The organism is Streptomyces sp. NPDC034111 (assembly GCF_055575375.1).
Window position 1 is genome coordinate 38005 of record NZ_JBVIST010000014.1, and the last position, 22493, is coordinate 60497.

The window sequence follows — 22493 nt, forward strand, 5'->3', positions numbered from 1 at the left end:
ACGATGAGCCGAACAGCGGTCGCCTCGCTCGATCTGACCGACTCGCGCACGTTTATGGAGCGCGATCCATTCGAATTCTTCGCGGAAGTGCGAGCGAGTGAGCCGGTGTACTGGCACGCCGCCTCGGACGGTCGGCCCGGGTTCTGGGTGGTGGCCGGGTACGCCGACGTCGTCTCCTGTTACGGCGCTTCTGGCGCCCTGGCGTCGGGCCGTGGCACGGTGCTCGACGTGGTGCTGCGCGGAGACGACTCCGCCGGGGGCAGGATGCTGGCTGTCACGGACCGGCCCCGTCACCGGGAACTACGTGCCCTGATGTGGCGCGCCCTGTCGCCGAAGGTGCTCGACACGGTCGCCCGGAAGGTCGAGCAGCGCACCGCCGCACTCATCGAGCGCGCCGTCGGCCTGGAATCCTTTGACTTCGCCACCGAAGTCGCGGAGCACGTGCCGTTGAGCACGATCTGCGATCTGCTGTCCGTCCCCGAGGCGGACCGGTCGGACATGCTCAGGTGGAGCAAGGGAGCGCTGACCGGGGCGGATGAACTCGCCTCCCTCGAGTCGCGCAACGAACTCGTCCTGTATTTCATGGACTTGGCCGAGCGGCGCCGAGCAGACCCGGGCGACGACGTGATCAGCACGATCGCCACCGGACTGATCCAGGGCGAGCAGCTAAGCCTGGAAGAGGTCGCGCTCAACTGCTACAGCCTGATCATCGGCGGTGACGAGTCCTCGCGGGTGTCCGCCGTCAGCACGGTCAAGGCCCTCGCCGAATACCCCGCGCAGTGGCGCGCCCTTCGGGCCGGCCGGGTCGACCTGGACACCGCCGTGGAGGAAGCGCTGCGCTGGGCGACTCCCTCATTCCACTTCGCTCGTACCGCCACCCGTGACCACATCATCGGGAGCCGGCAGGTGCGGGCGGGGGACATCGTGTCGCTGTGGAATATCTCGGCCAACAACGACGAGCAGGCGTTCTCGAATCCGCGCTGCTTCGACCTGTCGCGGTCCCCGAACAAGCATGTCGCCCTGGGGCACGGACCTCACTACTGCCTGGGGGCCTTTCTCGGCCGGGCCGAACTGCGTGCGCTGCTGAGCGTGCTCGCCGCGACGGTCCGCGACGTGGAGGTCACCGGGTCGCCCACCCGGATTCAGTCCAACTTTCTCAACGGCTACAGCTCGCTGCCGATGCGCTTTCGCCCGAGGTGACGGCCCGGCAGAGGCAAGGGGACGGAATGCAAACGGAGAAGAGGAACGACATGCGTGTGACGGTCGACCAGCAGCGCTGCATCGGCTCGGGAATGTGCGTCCTCGCCGTGGGCGAGGTGTTCGACCAGCGGGAGGAGGACGGGTCCGTCCAGCTGCTACAGGAGGACGTACCGAACGAACTCCAGGACCGGGCACGCCATGCCGCCCGTGTCTGCCCCTCGCGGGCGATCACCGTTCAGCAGGAGACCGGGGCCTAGGCGGGGCGATCCGCCGGCCGTTGTCGTGGATCGTCGAAGACATCCCATAGCGGAGGACGCGTCATGCCGCCTGTCACAGCCCCGCCGCTGGGCGGACATGCGTTGCTGGTTCTGCTGGTCCAAGCATCTTTGCTGCTCTGTGCCGCGTTGCTGCTCGGTCGTATCGCCGTTCGGTTCAAACTACCTGCGGTGTCGGGTGAGTTGACAGCAGGAATCCTGCTCGGGCCCTCGGTCCTCGGCCAGCTCGTGCCCGGATTCCACCAATGGCTTCAGATGTCGGAGGCGTCCCAGGTCCACCTGCTGGACGCGGTCGGCCAGGTCGGGGTGATCCTCCTCGTGGGGACGACCGCGCTGGAGATCGACCTCGGCCTGGTGCGCAGTACTAGACGGATGTCGCTCACGGTGGGGGCCTTCGGCCTGCTGATCCCCTTGGCGCTCGGCTGCGCCGCGGGCCTCGCGGCGCCCGCGGTCCTGTTGCCGGCCGGACGTGAACGGGGCCTGTTCGCTTTCTTCATCGGTGTGGCGATGTGCGTCAGTGCCCTGCCGGTGATTGCCAAAATGTTGTCGGACATGCGGCTGCTGCACCGGGACATCGCTCAACTAACCATCGCGGTCGGTGTGGTGGACGATGTCGCTGGCTGGATGCTGCTATCCGTGGCCTCCGCCATGGCGGCGAGTGGGCTCACTCTCGGATCGGTGGCCGAGCCGCTTTGCTGGCTGCTACTGATCACGGTCTGCGCCACGGTCCTCGGCCGGCCGGCGATCCGGTGGCTGATGGCCAGGGCGCGAGCTCCGCACGCGGTCATGGGCACGGCGACCTTGGTGATCGTCGGATGTGCGGCGGCCACGCAAGCCATGGGAATGGAGGCGTCATTCGGCGCCCTCATCGGAGGCCTGCTGGCAGGCGCCGCCGGACCGGAGACGCAGAGGGGATTGGCGCCCCTGCGCTCAGTCACGCTCTCAGTCCTCGCACCGCTCTACTTCGCCGAGGCGGGCCTGCGAATGAACCTGTTCGCACTGGGCACACCGCTGATCGCGCTTGCGGCGCTGTGCGCGCTCGTCGTGGCGACCGTGGGCAAGTTCGCCGGGGCGCTGATCGGCGCCCGAGTTGCGAGGCTCGATCGCCGCGCCGCCCTGGTGCTCGGCGCCGGGATGAATGCGCGCGGGGTCATCCAAATCATCGTGGCTGGTATCGGACTGCGGCTGGGCGTGCTGAACACCGCCTCATACACCATCGTGGTGCTGATCGCGGTCGGCACCTCGCTGATGGCGCCGCCGGTGCTCCGCCGCGCCGTGCAGCGTATCGAGGTCAACGACGAGGAGCGGGCACGCCTCCAGCGGGGCAAAGACCTGGCGGGCGTCCCCCGGGGAGACGCCCTGCCTACGCCTTGAGGGCATTGAAGTCGATCGCCTCGAGGCGCTCCGGGTCCAGCAGGATCTGGATTTGCGCGATCCGGCCCTGTCGGACGGTAAAGCCCATGACGGACACCGGTACACCGTCCCGGTCGACCAGGACGCCGGGCGTGCCGTTGACGAGGACGGCGGTCACCGTCACGCCGGGCTGACGGAACAACGCTGCCCGCTCCGCCACGAGGCGGGCCCCACGGACCACGGCCGTGGCGGAGGCGAGCGCGAGTCCACCGTCCGCACGGAGTTCGACATCCGGGTCCAGTATGGCCACCAGTCCGTCGAGATCGCCGTTGCGCGCCGCGGCGAAGAAGGCGTCGACCAGCATGCGCCGGGTCGCGAAGTCGCCGCTGGAGTCCGTCTCGCGGGCGCCTTGCACCCGGCGGCGTGCCCGGCTGGCGAGCTGGCGGGTTGCCGCCGTCGTACGCCCGATGACGGCCGCGATCTCGTTGAAGGTCAGATGGAACATGTCGTGCAGCACGAATGCGACCCGTTCGGCGGGGGCGAGCGTGTCCAGCACGATCAGCAGCGCGAGGCTGACCGAGTCGCTCAGCAGCGCCTCGTCCTCGGGGCCGTGGGACGGTTCGTGCCCGACGACGGGGTCAGGCAAGTGCACCCCTACGGGGTCCTCTGGTCGCGCGGCCCGTGACCGGAGGACATTCAGGCAGATCCGGCTGGCCACGGTGGTCAGCCAGGCGGGGAGGTTCTCCACCTCGTCCGCGTTGCTGCGGCTGAGTCTGATCCAGGTCTCCTGTACGGCGTCCTCGGCCTCGGCGTGCGAGCTCAGCATCCGGTAGGCGACGGTCTTCAGATGCGGCCGGAAGTGTTCGAACTGCTCGGCCAGTTGATCGTGGTCGTGCACGGTCACACTCCTCGGTCGCAAGGGGTCATCACTAGTGGGCGGCTAGCCGACCCGATGATCGTGGACCCGACTTGGAGCACGGATGATCACTTCTTTACTGCATATCACACGGACATCGAGGGGGGAGATGACATGAGCCTCTCACTCACCGAATCGCGGCGTCGGCGGCTGACTCTGTTCGCGATGTGCATGGCGACGTTCATGACCTCACTCGATCTGACCATCGTGAACGTGGCGCTGCCGTCGATGCAGAGTGAACTGCACATGGGCGCTGCCGAGTTGGAGTGGGTGATCAGTGCCTACTCGCTGAGCCTGGCTGCGCTCATCCCGGCCAGCGGAGCGCTCGGTGACCGGTACGGCCGCAAGCGGGTCTTCCTGACCGGAATGGTCGTCTTCCTGATCGGCGTGATCGCATGCGCCGTGGCCTGGAACGCGGCCTCTCTCATCGCCTTCCGCGCCGTGCAGGGTGTCGGTGGCGCGGCGATGCTCGCCCTGGGGCTGTCGATCATCACGGAGACCTACCCGCAGGAGCAGCGGGCCGGTGCGATCGGGGCCTGGGCCGCCATCGGCGGCACCGGGTTCGGCGCCGGACCCGTCGGCGGGGGCATCCTGCTCACCTTCTTCGACTGGCCGTCGGTGTTCTGGATCAACCTGCCCTTCGCGGCCCTGGGCATTGCCTGCACGGTCGTGGCGGTCCGGGAGTCCCGCAATCCCCACGCTCGCAAGCTGGACGTGCCGGGGATGTTGCTCAGCTCCCTGGGGCTGGTCTGCCTCACCTTGGGCTTCGTCGAGTCGTCGGACCACCCGTGGAGTGCGGTTCTCGTGGCCGTGCCCTTGGCGGCCGGGACGGCCCTGCTGCTCGCCTTCTTCTGGTGGGAGCGTCGTGCTCCGCACGCCATGTTGCCGCCGGCACTGCTGCGCGCGCGGAGCTTCGCAAGCGCCTCGGGCATCTACATGCTCTGCTACGGCGGAATGAGCGGCGCACTGTTCTGGGTCACGCTGTACTTCCAGAACGTCGCCGACTGGTCGGTCCTGCGCACGGGGCTGTCGTGGCTGTTCATGAATATCCCGTTCTTGACCATGGCGCAGTTCGGCGGGCGGCTCAACGCTCGTTTTCGGGCATCGGCGGTGGCGACTACGGGGACGCTGGTGGCCGCAGCCGGCGTGTTCCTGCTCAGCCTGGCGGGGACCACCCCCTTCGTCGTCAGCGCTCTCGGATATGCGCTGTATGGCGGCGGGTTCGGCACATTCGTGCCTGCCGTGACCCATGCGGCGATGCGTGATGTGCCCTCCGGGGTCTCCGGCGCGGCCTCCGGTGTCCTCAACGCGTCACGGCAGATCGGCTCTTCAGTGTGCCTCGCGGTCCTCGGTACCGCGGGCGTGAACGCGGCCGCCTCCGCCTGGCAGGGCAAGGTGTCGAAGCTGGATGGCTCGCGGCATGCCGCGGCACTCGGGCAGTCGCACAACGTGGGCGGCGGACGCGTACACACCGTGGTGCACACGCTCGGCGCACCGTTCAGGCAGACCGCCGTCGATTCCTTCCTGCACGGCTACCAACTGGCCGTCGGGATCGCCGCAGCCTGCACGGCCATAGCCGCGGGCCTCGCCTGGAGGGGTTTCCGGAACCGGGCCGAGCGCTCGCAGTCCGAAGCACACCCGGCGTCGCCGGCCGTCCAGGAACGCGAGGCCACCGTGACTGGAAACGGCTCCCACCAGCGGAGTCAGTGATCCACATCACGGCCGAGAGGAAAGCTGAGGGGGCAGGATAGGGGTGATCAATCTGCCAGGGCGGCGTGCCCGCACCGCGTGACGCGGTGCGGGCACGCTGCCCGACTCCCGGCTTGACAACTGCGTCAGTGAGAGATGCGCACCGGCCCGGACGACCATGCCCGCCGGTGGATAGCTGAGTACCCGGCCACAGGCCACATCGCCATGACAGCCCCCCTGAGGCGCGCATCTTTCCGAAACCCAGAAGGCGAATCCCGCCTGCCTGTTTGCTACGGGGAGACACTTTTGAGCAAAGGCGTCAAGTTAATACGCTGGCCCATCGAAGCCGACGCACGGACTGACTGCATAAAGGCTGGAATTCCCCGCCTGCTGGTCGTGGAGGCCGGAAACGACGCTCCCGTCTGCGTCGACCCCACAGAGGACTGGATCAGAGCCCCAGCCCCCCGAGGCGACGTCCAAGCACGAATTCAGGCCTTGGCCCAGCGCGCCTATGGGCGGAAGGTACCGACTGTCGACTCCACCGGCGTCCTCTATTTCGGTACCGATACGGTGGCCATCTCCAGCACCCAGGTAGGAATTATGGAGCAGTTCGTCGCCCACTACGGCGAAGTGGTCTACCGGTCGGAGCTGGAGCAGCAAGTGGTCAAGGCCACTGGGAAGATCTCCAGAAACGCGCTCGACCTGCAAATCATGCGGCTGCGCCGCCGTATCGACGCGGTCGGCCTCAGCATCCGGACCGTCTGGGGCCGGGGTTACATCCTTGAGGCCAACACCGCGTGACGCGGTGCCGAGCTGTTCTCTCGGCAGCAGCCGGTCACTCGTCAGCGCCCCTCTGCCCGCTGGCCGTTTGCCACACGGGCAGAGGGTGGCTCACGTCCGTGGCCTTGCCGTTCAGGAGGCGTCGAGTGAAGCCTGGATGTCCAGGGTGATCTGCACCGTCTCACCCACCACGGCGGTGGGGACGTCCGGGGCGAGTCCGAAGTCCGTCCGGCTGACCGTCACCGAGGCGCTGATGCCGAGGACCGGCATCCCACGCACCGGGTCGGTCCCGAAACCGCCGAGTTCGGCGATGAGGGTGACCGCCTTGGCCACACCCCGCATGGTCAACTCGCCGTCGATCAGGAAACGGTCCTCGTGCTGGCGCACCTGCGTGGAACGGAAGGTCATTTCCTTGTGCTGATCGGCCGCCAGTACGTCGTCACCGCGGATGTAACCGTCGCGGGCCGAGAAGCCGGTGTCGATGCTGTCCGTCTCGATGCGGGCGGTCACCGAGGACTGCTCGGCGGTTTCTCCGGTCCGGATCGTGCCGTCGAAGACGTTGAAACGACCGTGTACCCGCGCCACGCCCAGATGGCGAACGGTGAACCCCACCTCGGAGTTGGATGCGTCGATGCTCCAAGTTCCCACAGTGAATGCAGGAATGAGCTCGGCAACGGATTCGGTCATGTCATCGCTCCTCATCGGTTGTGCGTCACACGGCCCGCGATTCACGGGTCATGAGTACGACGGACCGCGAACCGGAAAGGTGACCGATGGACCAGCGCCAATCCCTGGCAGATTGCTTCGAGGACAACCGCAGGGCCCTGCTCGGACTCTCGTACCGCATGCTCGGCTCCCCCGAGGAGGCGGAAGACGCGGTGCAGGAGACCTGGCTGCGGCTGGACCGTGCCGACACCACGGCCGTGCGGAACCTGCCGGGCTGGCTCCGCACGGTCACCTCCCGGGTCTGCCTCGACATGCTGCGCAGTCGGCACGGGGGGCGTGAGGAGTGCTGGAGCGGCGACCTCGCGCCGGCCACCGTGGCTCCAGACGACGGCAACCCCGAGCACGAGGCGCTCGAAGCGGAATCCGTCGGCCTGGCGCTCCTTGTGGTCCTCAATACCCTCAGCCCCGCCGAGCGGGTCGCGTTCGTCCTGCACGACACGTTCGGCGTCCCGTTCGACGAGATCGGCGGGATCCTGGACCGCAGCCAGACGACCGCCAAGAAGCTGGCCAGCCGTGCCCGGCACAAGGTGCGCGCCCCCCGAGAGCGGCACCTAGTGGAGGTGGAGCAGCACCGCGAGGTCGTGGCTGCCTTTCAGATCGCGGCATGCACCGGTGACACCGGGATCATCGCCGCGCGTCTCGCACCGGACGTGGTACGGCGCGCCGACGCTGCGGCCCTGCCCGCGGACCGCCCGGTCAGGGCGCACGGTGCCACTGCTGTCGCACGCGAGATCAGCCGGTTCGGGGGTGCCGCACGGCACTCCGACCCCGCCCTGATAGACGGCCGCGTCGGCCTACTTGTGGCACCCGGGGGCCGGCTTCGGCTGGCCATTTGCTTCAGCATCGAGAACGGCCTGGTCAAGGAGTACGAGCTGGTGGCGGATCCCGCTCGGCTCAGGCGTCTGTGCATCAGGCTGCTGCCCGGACAGTGAGGCGGCCTGGTCCCACCTCAGCCGGCCGGGCTGGGAGGACGAGCGTCTTTCGCAAATCTTTTCCCGTCGGACGACCCTGCTGCGGCCCATGCAAGAGTCTGCGTGCAACGTCCAAGGATCTCGCCGCACCCACCAGGACGGGAAACATGATCAAGGACATAGTTATCGTCGGCGGTGGCACAGCCGGCTGGATGACCGCCACCTACCTCAAGGCGAGCTTCGGTGACCGATTGGCTGTCACGCTCGTCGAATCGAAGGCCGTTTCGTCCATCGGCGTCGGGGAGGCTACCTTCAGCACGGTGCGGAGCTTCTTCCGGCACTTAGGGCTGAAAGAGCCGGAGTGGATGCCCCGGTGTCACGCCTCGTACAAGCTGGCCATCCGGTTCGAGGACTGGAGGGCGAAGGGCCATCACTTCTACCACCCCTTCGAGCGGCCGCGTGTCGTCGACGGCTTCCCGCTCGCCGACTGGTGGGTGCAGGATGGCCCCAGCGACCGCTTTGACAAGGACTGTTCGGTGCTGTCCGCGCTGTGCGACGCCAAGCGCTCACCCCGCCGTCTCGACGGGGGCCTCTTCGAGGAGGTCTTCGAGACGGGGGAGGCACGGGACATGGTTCGCGCTGTCCCCGAGGGCCAAGGGACGCAGTTCCCGTACGCCTACCACTTCGACGCCACCCTGCTCGCCGAGTTCCTCAGCGAGTACGGGGTGGAACGCGGCGTGCGGCACATCCAAGACGACGTCCTAGAGGCACGCCTCGACGAGGACGGCTACATCTCCGATGTGCTGACGAAGGAGCACGGAGCGATCGACGGAGACCTGTTCGTCGACTGCACCGGCTTCCGCGGGCTGCTGCTGAACCAAGCGCTGGGCGTGCCCTTCATCTCGTACCAGGAATCCCTACCCAACGACAGCGCGGTGGCCTTGCGCGTCCCCGTGGACGTCGCCACCGCGGGCATGCGGCCGTGTACGACCGCAACGGCACAGGACGCCGGCTGGATCTGGACCATCCCACTGCTCGACCGGATCGGAACCGGCTACGTCTATTCCAGTGCTTACACCACGCCCGAGGAGGCGGAACGCACGCTGCGCGCGTTCGTCGGACCGGACGCCGCCGACATGTCCGCCAACCACATCAAGATGCGGATCGGCCGCAGTGCCGAGTCCTGGGTGAAGAACTGTGTGGCCATCGGCCTGTCGAGTGGCTTCGTCGAGCCGCTGGAGTCGACCGGGATCTTCTTTATCCAGAACGCCGTGGAGCAGCTGGTCAAACGTTTCCCCAGCACCCGTGACGACGAGCCGCTTCGCCGGTCCTACAACCGCCAAGTGGGTGGTGTCATGGACGGTGTTCGGGAGTTCCTCTTCCTGCACTACTACGCCGCCGCCCGATCGGACAACGCGTACTGGCGGGACGCGAAGACCCGCCCGATGCCCGATGGCCTGGCCGAGCGGCTCGAACAGTGGCGTACCACGCTGCCGGACGAAAACTCCGTTTTCCCGCGCTTCCACGGCTTCGAGCCGTATTCGTACACCGCCATGATTCTGGGGCTTGGCGGACTGCCTGTCCGGCCGCTGCCCGCGCTCGGCCGGCTGGACCCGACCAGCGCGCGTCACGAGTTCCAGCGCGTACGCGCCCAGGCATCGGCGATGATCGACCGCCTGCCCAGCCAGTACGAGTACCTCGTTCACCAGGCTGCCGGGTTCGACGACGCCATGGCCGGGCACCTCGTCCCCAGCGCCTGACGGCATGCCAGGAGGTGCGCCACCATGCTCATACCCATGGCGGGGGCCGACGACCGGACCGCGGCCGAGCCGGTCTCTGCAACCGCATTCAGAACCCTGATGGCGGCTTTCCCGGCCGGAGTCGCGGTGCTGACCGCCGCTGACGAGGACGGACGACAGTACGGCATGACCTGCACTGCCGTCTCCAGCGTGTCCGTCAGCCCGCCGACGCTGCTGGTGTGCCTGCAGCGCTCAAGCCGCACCCTCGCCGTCCTTGCCAGGACGGGCAGCTTCGCCGTGAACTTGCTGGACGACCAGGCTCGTGCGGTCGCCGAACTGTTCGCCAGCCGGGGGCCAGATCGCTTCGAGCACGTGTCGTGGACCGCTCGGCGGGGCGGGGGCGGACCGCATCTCGAACGGGACGCCCACTCCATCGCGGACTGCCGTGTCGCCGGGTCGGTGACCGTCGGCGATCACGTCGTCGTCTTCGGGGAGGTTTTCCAGGTCACCACGGAGAACGATGTGCGGCCCCGCCCGCTGGTCTACGGAATGCGCGAGTACTGGTGCCTCGGCCGCGCCGGCGCCGCGCCGGAGCACTGCCCCCCCTCGCCGGGCAATCAATCGGACTCGGATACGGAGACGTTGAGATGACGAGTTATGGGATTTCGCTGCTGCCGGACACATCGCCGCAGCAGCGCAGCGCCAAGGATTACTACGCCAACCTGCTCGCGGCGTCCGAGCTGGCCGAGGACCTCGGGCTCGACTACGTCAAGATGACCGAGCACTACCTGCACCCCTACGGCGGCTACTGCCCTGATCCGCTCGCTTTCTTATCTGCCGTCGCGGCGCGCACCAACAGGGTTCGGCTGATGACCGGGGGCATCCAGGCATCCTTCCACCACCCGATTCAGCTCGCGGCGCGCACCGCGCAACTGGATGCGCTCAGCAACGGGCGACTGGACGTCGGCTTCGCACGTGCCTTCCTGCCGTACGAGTTCGACTCCTTCGGCATCGACATGGACAGCAGCACGGACCGCTTCAGGGCCACCGTCGATGCTGTGGTCAAGCTGTGGACTGAGTCCGATGTGAGCGAGGAGACGCCGTTCTTCCGCTACCACGGCGCCGACTCCTTGCCGCTGCCGACGCAGAACCCGCATCCTCCGGTGTGGGCCGCCGCGCTGCTCACCCGCTCTAGCTTCGAGTGGATCGGGGACTCCGGGTACAACCTGCTGATCGCTTCCGCGCCCAGCCGGGAGCAAGTCGGACAGGTGCGCGAGATGATCGAGCTGTACCGGAGCAGGTTCGCCGCGGCACCGAAGAACGCCGGAAAGCAACCCCAGGTCGCTATCAGCGTTGCGCTGTACCTGGCCGACTCGGATGAGGAAGCGGTGGAGCAGGGCACGGCGGCGCTGCGTCGGCACTGGGAGACATTCGGCTCGGCCGCGGACGCATGGCGCAGCCGCACCTCCACGTCGTACCAGGGCTACCGCGAGGCCATCGTGGACAAGCACCGGGCCGGCCCGAGCGAGGCTGCCGGCCTGGCGGTGATCGGCTCGCCCCGTAGCGCGGTCGAACAACTGCGGCAGATCGAGCGGGAACTGGGAACGGACATCGTCCTGTTCCAGCTCGACTACGGTCAGCAGCCCCTGGAGACGATGGAGCGCAGCCTGAAGCTGTTCGCGTCCGAGGTCCGTCCCCACCTGGGCGGGGCGCAGTGACCGGCAGGCCGACTGGTCGCACCGTGCCCGAGCTGTTCGAGGCGCAAGCGGCGCGCTGTCCGGACGCGCCCGCCGTGCTGTACAAGGACACCTCGCTCACCTACGGCGCCCTCAACAAGCGGGCCAACCAACTGGCCCGGCTGCTGATCGACCGGGGTGTGGGCCCGGACCACCTCGTGGCGCTGGCCGTGCCACGCTCCCCTGAGCTGGTGGTGGCGCTGCTGGCGATCCTGAAGGCGGGCGGCGCCTATCTGCCCCTCGATCCCCGCTATCCCGCAGCCCGCAAGGCGTTCATGGTCCAGGACGCCGCCCCGCGGCTGCTCGTGCACGCGGGAGCGGGGCGGGCCGAAGGAGTGGAGCTGGACGAGGTCGTGCTCGACTCCGGGGCGTGCGCCGAGGCCTGCTCCCGGTACAGCGGCGCAGACGTGCGGCAGGCAGAGCGCCGGGAACCCCTGTCGGACCGCCACCTGATGTACGTGATCTACACCTCCGGCTCCACCGGGACACCGAAGGGCGTCGCGGTCACCCACGAGGGCGTCGCGGACCTGGTCGCCACCCAGGCGGACCGGTTCCGGCCGACTCCTGGCGACCGGGTGCTGGCCTGGGCCTCGATCAGCTTCGACGCGGGATTCTGGGACATCGCGCTCGCCCTGCTGCACGGGGGCACCCTGGTCATGGCCGACGACGAGGACCTGCTGCCGGGCGACGCTCTGCACGAGACCCTGGTCAAATACGAGATCGACCACGCGGTGCTGCCGCCGGCCGCACTCAGTGTCACGGACAGCCAGGGAGTGCTGCCGGGCGGCACGATCATGTCGACCGGTGATGCCTGCACCCCGGCCCTGGTGCGCACCTGGGCACCAGGTCGGCGCATGTTCAACGGCTACGGCCCCACCGAGGTGACCGTCGGCTCCACCATCGCCGGCCCGATCGCTGAAGCGGACGGCGTCGGTATCGGTGTTCCGTGGGCCGGGGGTCGGGTTCACGTGCTTGACGAGCACCTGCGCCCCGTAGCTGACGGCGAGGAAGGCGAGCTGTTTCTGGCCGGCTCCGGACTGGCCCGCGGATACGTGGGCCGTCCTGGGTTGACCGCGGCGAGGTTCCTGCCCGATCCCTTCGGGCCGCCGGGCAGCCGTATGTACCGCTCGGGCGACCGCGGCCGACGAGATGCCGAAGGCCGATTCCACTTCGCCGGCCGGGCCGACGGGCAGGTAAAACTGCGGGGATTCCGCATCGAACTGGGCGAGGTCGAGACCTTCCTCACCGGACAGCCGGACGTGGATCTGGCCGCTGCTGTCGTAGAAGGAACACTCGCCGACGCACGGCTGGTCGCCTACGTAACAGCCCGCCCCGGCGCCGCTGTCGACTCCTCGGACCTGCGGGCGCGGCTGGCCGCCGCCCTTCCGGAGTTCATGGTGCCGGCGCGCATCGAGATACTCGACGCCTTCCCCACGCTGCCCAATGGGAAGGTCGACCGAAGCGCCTTGGCCAGCGGGGGCAGTACCGATGCACACGAGCGGCCCAGCGCACCCCGTGAGCCGCACTCGCCGCAGGATCGGCTGTACGACACGGTCGCCCGGCTGCTCGGCCTGCCTAAGGCTGATCCCGAGGCGAACTTCTTCGACCTGGGCGGTAATTCCCTGCTCGCAGGCCGGCTGATCGGCTCGCTGCGCGAGGAGCTGGGCGTGCGCGTGCCCATCCGGGTGGTTCTCGGTGCGCGCGATCTGCGGGAGATCGCCCAGTCCCTGAATGGGTGACACACCAAAGACTGCCGCACAGCGGACCGCGGCCCAGTGTGGCAAGGAATGGAGACTTCCGTGACTGAACAGTTAGTCCACTTCCCGATTCTGAAGGAGCCGGCCTGCCCCTTCGATCCGTCGCCCGCCATGCGCGCGCTGGGTGACCCGGTCCGGGTCAGGCTCTGGGACGGCAGCACCCCGTGGCTGATCACCGGATACGATCTCGGGCGCAAGCTCCTGGTTGATCCCCGCGTCAGCGCCGACTCGACGAAGCCCGGCTATCCGCACTTCGACTTGGGCAGCCGCGAGCGGCGCAAGGACGGGCGCTCGTTCGTTGCCTTGGACGACCCCGAGCACGCCCGCCAGCGCCGCATGGTCTCCTCTCCGTTCACCATCCGGAATATTGAGGCGCTCAGGGGCGACGTCACCGACATCGTCAACGGGCTCATCGACGACCTGCTCGTCGGCCCCAACCCGGCCGACCTGGTCAGCCGGTTCGCTTTCCCCACCTCCACCCAGGTCATCTGCCGGATGCTCGGCGTGCCCTACGCCGACCACGAGTTCTTCCAGGAGCAGAGCACCCAGATGCTGCACCGGGACAGCTCACCCGAGATAGTGGTGGGAGCCCAGGAAGCGCTGCGCGGCTACCTCAGGGAACTGATTGACCGACAGCTGAAGGAGCCCGCGGACGGCCTGATCTCCTCGGTGATCGAGACCCAGGTGCGCACCGGCGCGCTCAGCCCAGAGCAGCTGTCGTACATCTCCATGACGCTGCTGGTCGCCGGGCTCGAGACCACCGGGAACATGATCGCCCTAGGCACGCTGGCCCTGCTACGCAACCCCGACCAGCTGGCCCTCCTGCGGGAGACCGAGGATCAGACGCTGATCAACCGCGCGGTCGACGAACTGCTCCGCTACCTCAACATCTCGCACTCCGGCCGCAGGCGCGTGGCCACACAGGACATCACCATCGGGGGCATCACCATCCGCGCCGGCGAGGGGATCATCCTGGCCAGCGAATTGGCCAACCGGGACCCGGACAACTTCCCCGACCCCGACCGCCTGGACATCACCCGCGACGCCCAGCACCACCTGGCCTTCGGCTTCGGCACCCACCACTGCCTCGGCCGCCCGCTGGCCACCCTCGAACTACAGGTGGTGTACGGCACGCTCTACCGGCGCATCCCCACCCTGCGCCTCGCCACCGACTTCGCGGACGTCCCGTTCAAGTACGACGGTGTGGCCTACGGCGTCCGTGAGCTGCCGGTGGCCTGGTAGCCGGACCACGTGTCCGCTCTGTCTCAGTAGGAGCCATTCATGCACGACTCGCACACGTCCGCTCCGGCGGCGAGCAGCGGCATCGTGGTGGTCGGAGCCGGACTGGCCGGTCCGGTCGCCGCTATCTATCTGGCACGGCGATTCGGCCGGGTCACCGTACTCGAACGGCATGCAGATCCCCGACACATCCCAGCCGGGCAGGGCCGGTCCCTCATGGTGATCCTTTCGGACCGTGGATGGCGTGTGTTGCGCGAACTCGGCCTGGACGAGGCCGTGCGTCGGATCTGCGTTCCGCTAACGGCTCGGTGCGGTCATCTGCCGGACGGCAGCGCGGTGGTGACCCCCTACAGCCGGGATGGGACGCCGATCTGGGCTGTCGAACGGCGCCGGCTGCACCGCCTTCTGCTGGACGCGGCAGAGGCCGAGCCAGGAGTGCGTCTCCATTTCGAGCGGCCGGTCCTCGCTGTCGACCTGGAGGCACCAGCGCTTCTAGTGCGGGCGGGCACCACCGTACGGTGGATTCCCTGCGAGCACGTTCTCGGTTGCGACGGCGTCCACTCCATGGTCCGCGCCGCCATGGTCGAGCGGGGTGCTCAGGAGCAGGTGAGCACCCTGGAGCTGGCCTATCAGGAGATCGTCTTGGACCTGCCCTCCTGCGATCGCGGGCTCATGCACTACTGGCCGGCTGGTGACGCGCTTTTCGGGGCCTTCCCGCTGGTCTCATCCTCGATGTTCGCGGGCTCGGTGTTCTTCCGAAGGGAAGGGCCCCGCCCCTCCTATGCAGCCGCGGTCGGCGGCCGCTCTCTGGCACAGCAGTTCGCCGAGGTCTTCCCCGGCCTGGCCGCCGGCATTCCGGACCTGGAGCAGCAGTTGGGGACCAAGCCGGTCTCCGCCGTGCGGCTCACGCGGTGCGACAGATGGGCCCTGGGCGGCAAGGCTGTGCTCATCGGCGACTCCTGCCATGCCATGGCACCTTTCATGGGGCAGGGCATGAACTGCGCTTTCGAGGATGTCCGCACGCTTGTGGGCTGTTTGGACCAAGAGCGGGACTGGGAGAGGGCTTTCGCGGCGTACGAGCGGAGACGCAAGAGCGACGGTGATGCGATTGCGGACATCTCCTACCAGCACTACCGGACGATGTCGCGGTTGCCGGACCCCCGGCACGAGGCCGAGGAGGCCATCGCCCGACGGCTGGTCGCCTTGCTGCCGGATCACTTCGTTCCCCTCTACGAGCGCTGTGCGTTCAGTGAGGAGAGCTACAGTTCGGCGCTTGCCGAGGAACGCCGTTTGCGCGAACTCGCCCGGCGGATCCTCAGCCGCCACGGCTCCGCCGCCATCCACCTGCCCGATCGGCGGCTACGCGCGTGCGTCTTATCCGCGTGAATCCGTGTCGCGCACCAGATCCATCCACACAAGAAGAAATTGCCGGGAGGCACAGTGATTTTGGTCGTCTTCAGATCGCGTTTCTCCGAGCAGGTCGATGACGCATACGGCACGACGGAAGACCATTTGGCCAAGAAGGTACGGGAGATGGCCGGCGATGATCTCGTCCATCTCAAGAACTACGAGGCCGAAGACGGCGAACGCGTGGCTCTGGTGTGGTGGCGGAACCCCGAGACGTTGGAGAAATGGCGAAACGATCCCGAGCACCAGGACGCTCAGCAGCTCGGCCGTGATAAGTGGTACGAGTTCTTCGAACTAAGCGTTGCCGAGGTCGTTCGCACCAGTTCCAGCGTCCCCGAGGAGTACCCGGCTCCGTGAGCCGCAGTGTCGCTCACAGCGTGGCGAGCACCGCGCGCGTCACCTCCCGAGTGCTCAGTGAGCCTCCCAGGTCCGGAGTAACTCGCCCGGCCGCGATCAACCCGGCGACTGCCGCGTCGATCGCGGCCGCCTCGGTCTCGTATCCCAGATGGCGGATCAGCAAGCCGGCCGTGAGCAGACACGCGAAGGGGTTAGCGATGCCCTTCCCCGCGATGTCTGGTGCCGAGCCATGCACCGGTTCGAACAATCCGAAGCCCGTCTCGGGGTTGAGACTCGCAGACGGGGCCAGACCGATCCCGCCGGCCAACGCGGCCGACAGGTCGCTGAGGATGTCGCCGTAAGAGTTGCTCGCCACGATGACGTCGAAGCGGCCCGGTTCGGTAACGAGCTTCATCGCGGCGGCGTCGATGTAGAGATGCCTTGTGGCCGTCTCGGGATGGCGCTCCGCAGTCCCCCGCCAGCACTCCTGCCACAGGCGGCCGCCGGACCGCACGGCGTTGGCCTTGTCCACGAGGCACACCTCGCGGCGGGCCGTGGAGAACGCGAAATCCAGGATTCTGGAGACACCGTGCCAGGTGTTGACGTCGGCGTCGATAGCCACTTCGTGGGGCGAGGACGTACGGAGGTTCCCGCCAATGCCGCTGTAGAGCCCCTCGGTGTTCTCTCGGACGATCACGCAGTCGAGCATGCGCCTCGCCGGGTCCCGCAGCGGGCTGAGGCGGTCGTGCAACAGCCGGACCGGTCGGCAGTTGGCGTACAGGTCGAAGCTGTGTCGCAGGCGCAGCAGAACACCGCGTACGTAGTCGGTCTCCTCCAGGTCGGGCCGCCCGATGGCGCCCAGCAGGACGGCGGAACTCGCGGATACGCGCGCCAGGTCCGCGTCGCTCAGCGCCAGGCCCTCACGGCGGTACCGTTCCGCGCCGACGTGGTCGAGGACGTCGACCGGCAGACCGATGCCAAGAGCATCCAGCACCTGAAGCGCGCATTCGACGACCTCAGGGCCGATGCCGTCGCCGGGGATGACAGTGATGGAATCCAACAGGTCACCTTTTCTGGAGTCGGAAAAGGGAGCATCCGCCGACCGCTCGAGGGTGTCGGTCCGGCGTACGGCCAGGCTAGGTGCCTCGCGTTCGCCGACCCTCGGTTCTGTCACGGTTCATTCACCACCGTGCCCGGACGCCCCCTGGCTCTTTCGCATGCCGGGTTCCGACCTGAACGCCAGCTTGTCGGATCTCGACAAGCTGGCGTGACCGGGCAGGCTGCGGCCACTGTCCGGCAGCAGAGCGTCACTGACGAAGATCAGGGGAGCGCAAGGGGAGCGCGGACGCCTTTGGACAGCGCAACACGTGACGCGAACAGCGGGACGTGACATGTGCTCTGATCTGGGAAAACGGGATCTGGTACAACCACATGGCACAGCCCAGCACGATCCCTATCGGCTCGTAATGCGTAGGTCTCGGGTTCGAATCCCGAAGGCGGCTCCGAGAAAGGCCAGGTCAGAGAAGTTCTGACCTGGCCTTTTCGTGTGTGTGGAGAGGGCTGCTGCCGCTGTGGGCACCGCCGCGGCGCCGCGAGGGCGCCGCGGAGGGCGTGCGGCCGGCTCAGGGGCGGTCGTGTCCCACCGGGGGTATGGAGATCAGTGGTCGGTAGTGGCCCTTGGGGTGGGGTTCGCCGATGGGTTCGTTGTCGGCTTCCACCCAGGCGTGGGCGGCGAAGGGGTGGGTGCGTACGCCGGTGCACCAGGTGGGCCAGGCGCCGCGGGTGCGGCAGAGCAGGGCGGTGGCGATGGAGCGTTGCAGGCAGCCCTGGCCGGCGCAGCGCAGGCTGACCGAGACGACCGCCTGGCGGGCCGCGAGGGCCTGTTCGGCGGTGGCCGGCGGGGCGCCACGGCGGACGAACTCCAGGACGGTGCGCAGCCGGGCCGGTTTGGCCTTGGCCAGCAGGCGGGCGATGCCGACCGTCAGCAGGGGCATGATGCGGCGGTGCGGAGGGAGCCGGTGGCGTTCGGCGAGGGCGACGGGCAGGCTCACGCGATCACCAGGTTCGCGGTACGCAGTTGTCCGAGGACGGCCGTGACGTCCTGCTCGGCCCGTGCCGGGTCGATCCCGTGCCGGGCCGCGACATCGGCGGCGATCTGATCGGGTGCGTGGCCGTCGAGGAGGCGGCGCAGCACCTGCGCGCCGGTGGCGTTGAGCTGCCAGTACCGGCCGGTGCGTTCGTTCAGCAGCACGGTGCCGTCGTCGGTGTCGGTGGAGACCACGTCAGGATGCAGCCGCATGGGCGTCGAACCTCCAGGCAGGGGTGGGTTGGGTGGCGGCGCGCAGCCAGGTTTCACAGCCGATCAGCGGTTCCAGCGCAATGCCCGTGGCGTTGTCCGCCTGGGGGGCCAGCAGCCGGGTGCGCAGTTCGGCGGGGTCGATCAGGCCGTGGGCGGCCAGGGCCGAATCGTCGAACATCTCCAGGATCGCGGGCAGATTGCGGCGCAGCCCGGAGCTGGCCTCCTCGCTGAACTCACCCTTGGTGGAGCGGCCCAGCACCGTCTCGGGCACGATGCCGCGCATGGCCTCGGCCAGCAGCGGCTTGTACCGCCACGGGCCGGCGTGTTCATGGGCGCGGACGGTCAGTACGGCTTCCACCACGCGGTCGTCGAAGAACGGCGAGTCGAGCTGGACTCCGGCGGCCGCGAACGGGCGGGCGAGCAGCCGGTACCAGGGGGCGCTGGTGCGCACCGCGCTCAGCAACTGGTGCTGCCCCAGGTCGGCGGAGAGCGGCTGGGTGCTGGCCGCGGTCTCCCGCAGCGTTTCGCGGGCTGCGTCGATCGCGGTGCCGGTGACCCAGGACGGTGCGCGCAGCGGCCACAGTCCCCAGCCCAGGCTGGGGCGGCGCTTGCGCAGGGGCGGGTCGGTGAGGTGTTCGGCCTGGGCCCGCCACCAGGACGCCTCGTCACCGGGGCGGGTCAGGGCGGCCAGGGTGTGCAGTACGGGCCAGCGCTTCAGCGCGGCGTACCCGCGGACATGGCGTAGCGCGGTCAGCGGGCGGCGCCGGAGCAACGGGTGGAGATAGCCGGGGAAGGGGGTGAACAGCTCGTCCCCGCCGTGCCCGGCCAGATGGCGGTGCGATCCGCGGTCGGCGAGCAGGCGTGCGGTGTGGTGTGTGCGAGCGGCGGTACGGACGAAGGGGTAGGGCTCTTCGGTGTCCATCGGCGCGTCGACGTCGGCGAAGAGCGGCGGGAGTTCGCCGGGCGGCACCACCAGATGCTCGGCCCGGTCGAGGGAGCCGATGGAGTGGGTGGCGAAGGCGGCATCGTCGTTGCCGGCCTCGGCCTCGCCCCAGCGGAAGGTCAGCAGGTCCGGGACGTTCCGGGCGGCGAGGAAGCACAGGGAGGTCGAGTCCATACCGCCGGACAGGTCCGTGCTCAACCGGCCCTCGGCCGGTCCACGGTCCTGAAGTGCGGTGCTCAGTGCCGCCCGTACGGCTTCCGCGCCCGCCGCCAGCGGCTGCTCGGGGGCCGGTGGCTGCCACCAGCGCACCTCGCGCGCCCGCTCGCCGTCCCAGACCAGACAGTGGCCGGGGGTGAGCGCAAGGACTCCGGACCACAGGGGCTGGTCGCTCAGCGGGGCCGGAACGAGTCCTCCGCAGGCCACCCGTACGGCCAGGGCCCGTTCGTCGATGCCGGCGCCGGTCATCGCGGCGAGTACGTCGGCCCGGTCGGCGGCCACCGTCAGGCCGTTCATCCGGGTGTGGAAGATCCGGTGCAGGCCGGTCACGCTGCCCTGGACACGGACCTGCCCGTCGACGGAGGCGATGACATGGCAGGAGCCGGGCAGGGCCGCCGCGAGTGCGTCCACGTCGGACACCGTCCGTACCCGCGCGGTGAGTTCGGACAACCGCGTGGCGGTGACCGGGCAGATCCCGATCACCGCCACTCGTACCGGGCCCGCCGTGGCCACCTGCACTGCGTCAGGTAACCACCGTCCCACCAGCCATGGCCGCCCTGATGCATGCGAGAGCACCCGCGGAGACGCCCAGGGCGCCGCCGCACGAGCCTCGCTTGCAGCCGCCGTGTCCGGCAGAACCACGAACCCAGCACCGGTCATCTATGCGTGCTCCTGAGAGTCAGCTGTCGACGGTCAGCCGCCGTAGTGGCCGAAGATGTCCTTGCCCCAGCCGATGAAGCCCAGGGTGTCCTCGCTGAACTCGCCGACCTCGACCAGCATCGGGGGCGCGTAGGGCTCCACGGTCGACAGCTCGGTCTGCTCTTCCATAACAGCCTCCTTTGGTGCAAAGCGGTAGTCATCCGACCACCCGCGCTCAACTTAACACCCGGGTAGGCGACTTGATCGAACTTTTTTACGATTCGGTGGAGGGGGTGGGGTGTTGGGGGGCGTGAGTGGGGAAACGCCGCAGGTGAGGGGCGTATTTAACTCTGAAGTTAAATGAACTGGGCGGCCGGTTCGGCGAGTTGCACGGCCGTCGTCAGGGGGAGGGAGGCGGCTTCTCGAGGCGTTTCCGGAGAGCCGGTGACGGCTGGAGCCGTCGAGGAGTGTCCGCGCCGCGGGGCCGTGGGGCGCGGCATCGGTGAGGAGCCGAGGCCGGTGTACCGGGAGCGGTCATTTCAGGCCGCTGAGCATCACGCCGCGAAGGTAGTGCTTCTGGAGCAGGAGAAAGAGCAGCAGGACCGGCAGGGTGCTCAGCACGAGGCCGGCCATCATGACCGGGACCATGCGGTCGGGGTCGAGATGGCTCTGGAGCAACTGGATTCCCACCGGCAGGGTCATCAGCCGCGGATTGGCGGTGGAGACCAGCAGCGCCCAGATGTACTCGTTCCAGGCGTTGACGAAGGTGAGCAGGGCCAGGGTCACGGCCACCGGCTTGGTCTGCGGCAGGACGATGCGCCACCAGACGGTGAATTCGCCGGCGCCGTCGATACGGGCCGCTTCGAGCAGCTCGTCCGGGATGGTGACCATGAATTGCCGCATCAGGAAGATACCGAAGCCGGAGACGAGGAACGGCAGTACGAGGGCGGCGAGGCTGACGGTGAGACCGGCGCCGCCGCGGCCCAGCAGATCGTTGCCGCCGGCGCCGGGCCAGTGCACCAGGATCAGAAAGTGCGGGATGAAGAAGAGGAACGGCGGGATCATCATCGTGGACAGCACGAGGCGGAAGAGGACCTCCCGGCCGGGAAAGCGGAGTTTGGCGAGTGCGTAGCCGGCGAGTGCGGACGTCAGCAGAATGGAGCCGGTGATCAGGGCGGTGGCGAGGACGCTGTTGCGGAAGAGCAGCGGAAGGTCCAACTGCTGTATCGCTCTGCGGTAGTTGGTGAGATCGAAGGCCTGTGGCAGGAAGCGGTAGGGGAGTCTGCCGAATTCGCCGGGTCCTTTGAACGAGGTCAGCAGCATGTCGAGGAACGGGATGAGGGTGAGGGCCGCACCGGCGGCCACCACGGCGTAGGAGCCCCAGGGGCGGTGGTGGCCGGGGCGCCCGGATCTGCTCATGATGCCTCGCCTTTCCGGCGGAAGAGCCACAGTTGCAGTGCGGTGATCACGGCAATGACCAGGAACAGCACGAAGGCGGCCGCACCGGCGATTCCCCAGTCGCCGTAGGTGAACGCCTGCTGGTACATCTCCAGGGCCGCGACATCGGTCGCACCGCCCGGTCCGCCGTCCCCCGTCATCACCTTGATCAGGGCGAACGACTGGAGCCCGGTGATGAACTGGGTGATACACACGAAGAGCAGGAACGGCCGGAGCAGCGGCAGTGTGATGCAGCGGAAGACGGTGCCGCGGCGGGCGCCGTCGAGCTCGGCCGCCTCGTAATAGGCCTCGGGAATCGCTTTCAGGCCCGCGGTCAGAATGAGGATCGCGGTGCCGAGGGAGGCCCATGCCTGCACCACGATGACGGAGGGCAGCGCGGTGCCGGGTTCCTGGAGAAAGGCGAGCGAATCGAGGCCGATTCCGTTGAGCAGCCCATTGATCAGGCCGCCCGGTTCGTACATGTACTTCCAGACGTTCCCCACCGCCACCACGGTCGTCACGAGGGGGAGGAAGTAGAGGGTGCGCCAGAACCCCTGGAAGCGAAGGTTGTTGAGACAGTTCGCAATGACCAGGGCGCCAAAGAGGGCGATGGCGACGGTGCCGAGGGCGTAGAGCAGCGTATTGGTGAGGACGGGGGTCAAGAATGTCGAGCCGCGGGCGAAGAGCTCGGTGAAATTCGCCATTCCGACGGGGTGGATATCGGCGAGGTCGAAACCGGCCCAGCGGGACTGGGCGAGCAGGGCCGCGAACAGCAGCGGCAGGGCGAGGAACACCGCGAAGAACAGCAGGGCCGGCGTCAGGAACAGATAGGCGAGGGCGGTCTGCCGCCGCCGTACCGCCCGGACGGGACCGCCGCCGGCTGGAGCCATGGGGC

Annotated in this window: 22 protein-coding genes; 13 read left to right on the forward strand and 9 right to left on the reverse strand. The window is 68.2% G+C overall.

Annotated elements, in window-relative coordinates:
• Positions 1-3 precede the first annotated feature (3 nt).
• The 3 genes from ACZ55A_RS26320 (at position 4) to ACZ55A_RS26330 (ending at position 2849) form a co-directional block, all read left to right on the forward strand.
• Positions 4-1200 (forward strand): cytochrome P450, encoded by a 1197-nt coding sequence (locus ACZ55A_RS26320; RefSeq protein WP_468844703.1) that lies wholly within the window; start codon positions 4-6, stop codon positions 1198-1200.
• A gap of 50 nt (positions 1201-1250) precedes the next feature.
• Positions 1251-1457: a ferredoxin gene (locus ACZ55A_RS26325; RefSeq protein WP_468845059.1), complete on the forward strand. Its 207-nt coding sequence runs from the start codon at positions 1251-1253 to the stop codon at positions 1455-1457.
• A gap of 63 nt (positions 1458-1520) precedes the next feature.
• Positions 1521-2849, forward strand: a complete 1329-nt coding sequence (locus tag ACZ55A_RS26330) for a cation:proton antiporter (protein WP_468844706.1) — start codon at positions 1521-1523, stop codon at positions 2847-2849.
• Here the strand turns inward: ACZ55A_RS26330 and sigJ are convergent.
• Positions 2839-3726, reverse strand: a complete 888-nt coding sequence (gene sigJ / locus ACZ55A_RS26335; RefSeq protein ID WP_468844708.1) for an RNA polymerase sigma factor SigJ — start codon at positions 3724-3726, stop codon at positions 2839-2841. The two genes, ACZ55A_RS26330 and sigJ, sit on opposite strands and share 11 nt — an antisense overlap.
• Between sigJ and ACZ55A_RS26340 the strand changes: the two genes are divergently transcribed.
• Both ACZ55A_RS26340 and ACZ55A_RS26345 read left to right on the forward strand, forming a co-directional pair.
• A complete protein-coding gene (locus ACZ55A_RS26340; RefSeq protein WP_468844711.1) occupies positions 3676-5454 on the forward strand; it encodes an MFS transporter in 1779 nt (592 codons plus the stop codon). The two genes, sigJ and ACZ55A_RS26340, sit on opposite strands and share 51 nt — an antisense overlap.
• Positions 5455-5739: 285 nt before the next feature.
• Complete coding sequence (locus tag ACZ55A_RS26345) at positions 5740-6234, forward strand: winged helix-turn-helix domain-containing protein (protein WP_468844714.1); 495 nt, start codon at positions 5740-5742, stop codon at positions 6232-6234.
• 111 nt (positions 6235-6345) lie between these two features.
• On the opposite strand, the gene ACZ55A_RS26350 is transcribed toward ACZ55A_RS26345, so the two are convergent.
• Positions 6346-6900, reverse strand: a complete 555-nt coding sequence (locus ACZ55A_RS26350; RefSeq protein ID WP_468844716.1) for a YceI family protein — start codon at positions 6898-6900, stop codon at positions 6346-6348.
• 86 nt (positions 6901-6986) lie between these two features.
• Here ACZ55A_RS26350 and ACZ55A_RS26355 point away from each other — a divergent pair, with 86 nt between their 5' ends.
• The 8 genes from ACZ55A_RS26355 (at position 6987) to ACZ55A_RS26390 (ending at position 16085) form a co-directional block, all read left to right on the forward strand.
• On the forward strand, positions 6987-7871 hold the full coding sequence (locus ACZ55A_RS26355) for a sigma-70 family RNA polymerase sigma factor (RefSeq protein ID WP_468844719.1): 885 nt from the start codon (positions 6987-6989) through the stop codon (positions 7869-7871).
• A gap of 146 nt (positions 7872-8017) precedes the next feature.
• On the forward strand, positions 8018-9610 hold the full coding sequence (locus ACZ55A_RS26360; RefSeq protein WP_468844721.1) for a tryptophan halogenase family protein: 1593 nt from the start codon (positions 8018-8020) through the stop codon (positions 9608-9610).
• Positions 9611-9634: 24 nt separating this feature from the next.
• The gene (locus ACZ55A_RS26365; RefSeq protein WP_468844722.1) at positions 9635-10240 is read left to right on the forward strand and encodes a flavin reductase family protein; all 606 of its coding nucleotides are present in this window, start codon (positions 9635-9637) and stop codon (positions 10238-10240) included.
• The gene (locus tag ACZ55A_RS26370) at positions 10237-11307 is read left to right on the forward strand and encodes an LLM class flavin-dependent oxidoreductase (protein WP_468844725.1); all 1071 of its coding nucleotides are present in this window, start codon (positions 10237-10239) and stop codon (positions 11305-11307) included. Before ACZ55A_RS26365 ends, ACZ55A_RS26370 begins: the two co-directional genes overlap by 4 nt.
• A gap of 23 nt (positions 11308-11330) precedes the next feature.
• A complete protein-coding gene (locus tag ACZ55A_RS26375; RefSeq protein ID WP_468844727.1) occupies positions 11331-13064 on the forward strand; it encodes a non-ribosomal peptide synthetase in 1734 nt (577 codons plus the stop codon).
• A gap of 48 nt (positions 13065-13112) precedes the next feature.
• Positions 13113-14324 carry a cytochrome P450 gene (locus ACZ55A_RS26380; RefSeq protein ID WP_468844730.1) on the forward strand — a complete coding sequence of 404 codons (1212 nt, stop codon included), beginning with the start codon at positions 13113-13115 and terminating at the stop codon, positions 14322-14324.
• A 39-nt stretch (positions 14325-14363) separates the two neighbouring features.
• Entirely contained in the window at positions 14364-15707 is a 1344-nt protein-coding gene (locus tag ACZ55A_RS26385; RefSeq protein ID WP_468844732.1) for an FAD-dependent oxidoreductase, read from the forward strand.
• Positions 15708-15833: 126 nt separating this feature from the next.
• Positions 15834-16085 (forward strand): antibiotic biosynthesis monooxygenase family protein, encoded by a 252-nt coding sequence (locus tag ACZ55A_RS26390; protein WP_468844734.1) that lies wholly within the window; start codon positions 15834-15836, stop codon positions 16083-16085.
• A gap of 13 nt (positions 16086-16098) precedes the next feature.
• On the opposite strand, the gene ACZ55A_RS26395 is transcribed toward ACZ55A_RS26390, so the two are convergent.
• From ACZ55A_RS26395 to ACZ55A_RS26425, 7 genes are all read right to left on the reverse strand, one after another.
• The gene (locus ACZ55A_RS26395) at positions 16099-17124 is read right to left on the reverse strand and encodes an isocitrate/isopropylmalate dehydrogenase family protein (RefSeq protein WP_468844736.1); all 1026 of its coding nucleotides are present in this window, start codon (positions 17122-17124) and stop codon (positions 16099-16101) included.
• 562 nt (positions 17125-17686) lie between these two features.
• Positions 17687-18115, reverse strand: a complete 429-nt coding sequence (locus ACZ55A_RS26400; RefSeq protein WP_468844739.1) for a lasso peptide biosynthesis B2 protein — start codon at positions 18113-18115, stop codon at positions 17687-17689.
• Positions 18112-18363: a lasso peptide biosynthesis PqqD family chaperone gene (locus tag ACZ55A_RS26405; protein ID WP_468844741.1), complete on the reverse strand. Its 252-nt coding sequence runs from the start codon at positions 18361-18363 to the stop codon at positions 18112-18114. The genes ACZ55A_RS26400 and ACZ55A_RS26405 overlap by 4 nt, the downstream gene beginning before the upstream one ends.
• Complete coding sequence (locus ACZ55A_RS26410) at positions 18347-20182, reverse strand: lasso peptide isopeptide bond-forming cyclase (protein ID WP_468844744.1); 1836 nt, start codon at positions 20180-20182, stop codon at positions 18347-18349. The genes ACZ55A_RS26405 and ACZ55A_RS26410 overlap by 17 nt, the downstream gene beginning before the upstream one ends.
• Positions 20183-20215: 33 nt before the next feature.
• Positions 20216-20350, reverse strand: coding sequence for a lasso RiPP family leader peptide-containing protein (locus ACZ55A_RS26415; RefSeq protein WP_468844747.1), 135 nt, complete (start codon positions 20348-20350; stop codon positions 20216-20218).
• 345 nt (positions 20351-20695) lie between these two features.
• Positions 20696-21580, reverse strand: coding sequence for a carbohydrate ABC transporter permease (locus tag ACZ55A_RS26420; protein ID WP_468844749.1), 885 nt, complete (start codon positions 21578-21580; stop codon positions 20696-20698).
• The gene (locus ACZ55A_RS26425; RefSeq protein WP_468844752.1) at positions 21577-22488 is read right to left on the reverse strand and encodes a carbohydrate ABC transporter permease; all 912 of its coding nucleotides are present in this window, start codon (positions 22486-22488) and stop codon (positions 21577-21579) included. Before ACZ55A_RS26425 ends, ACZ55A_RS26420 begins: the two co-directional genes overlap by 4 nt.
• Positions 22489-22493: the final 5 nt, after the last annotated feature.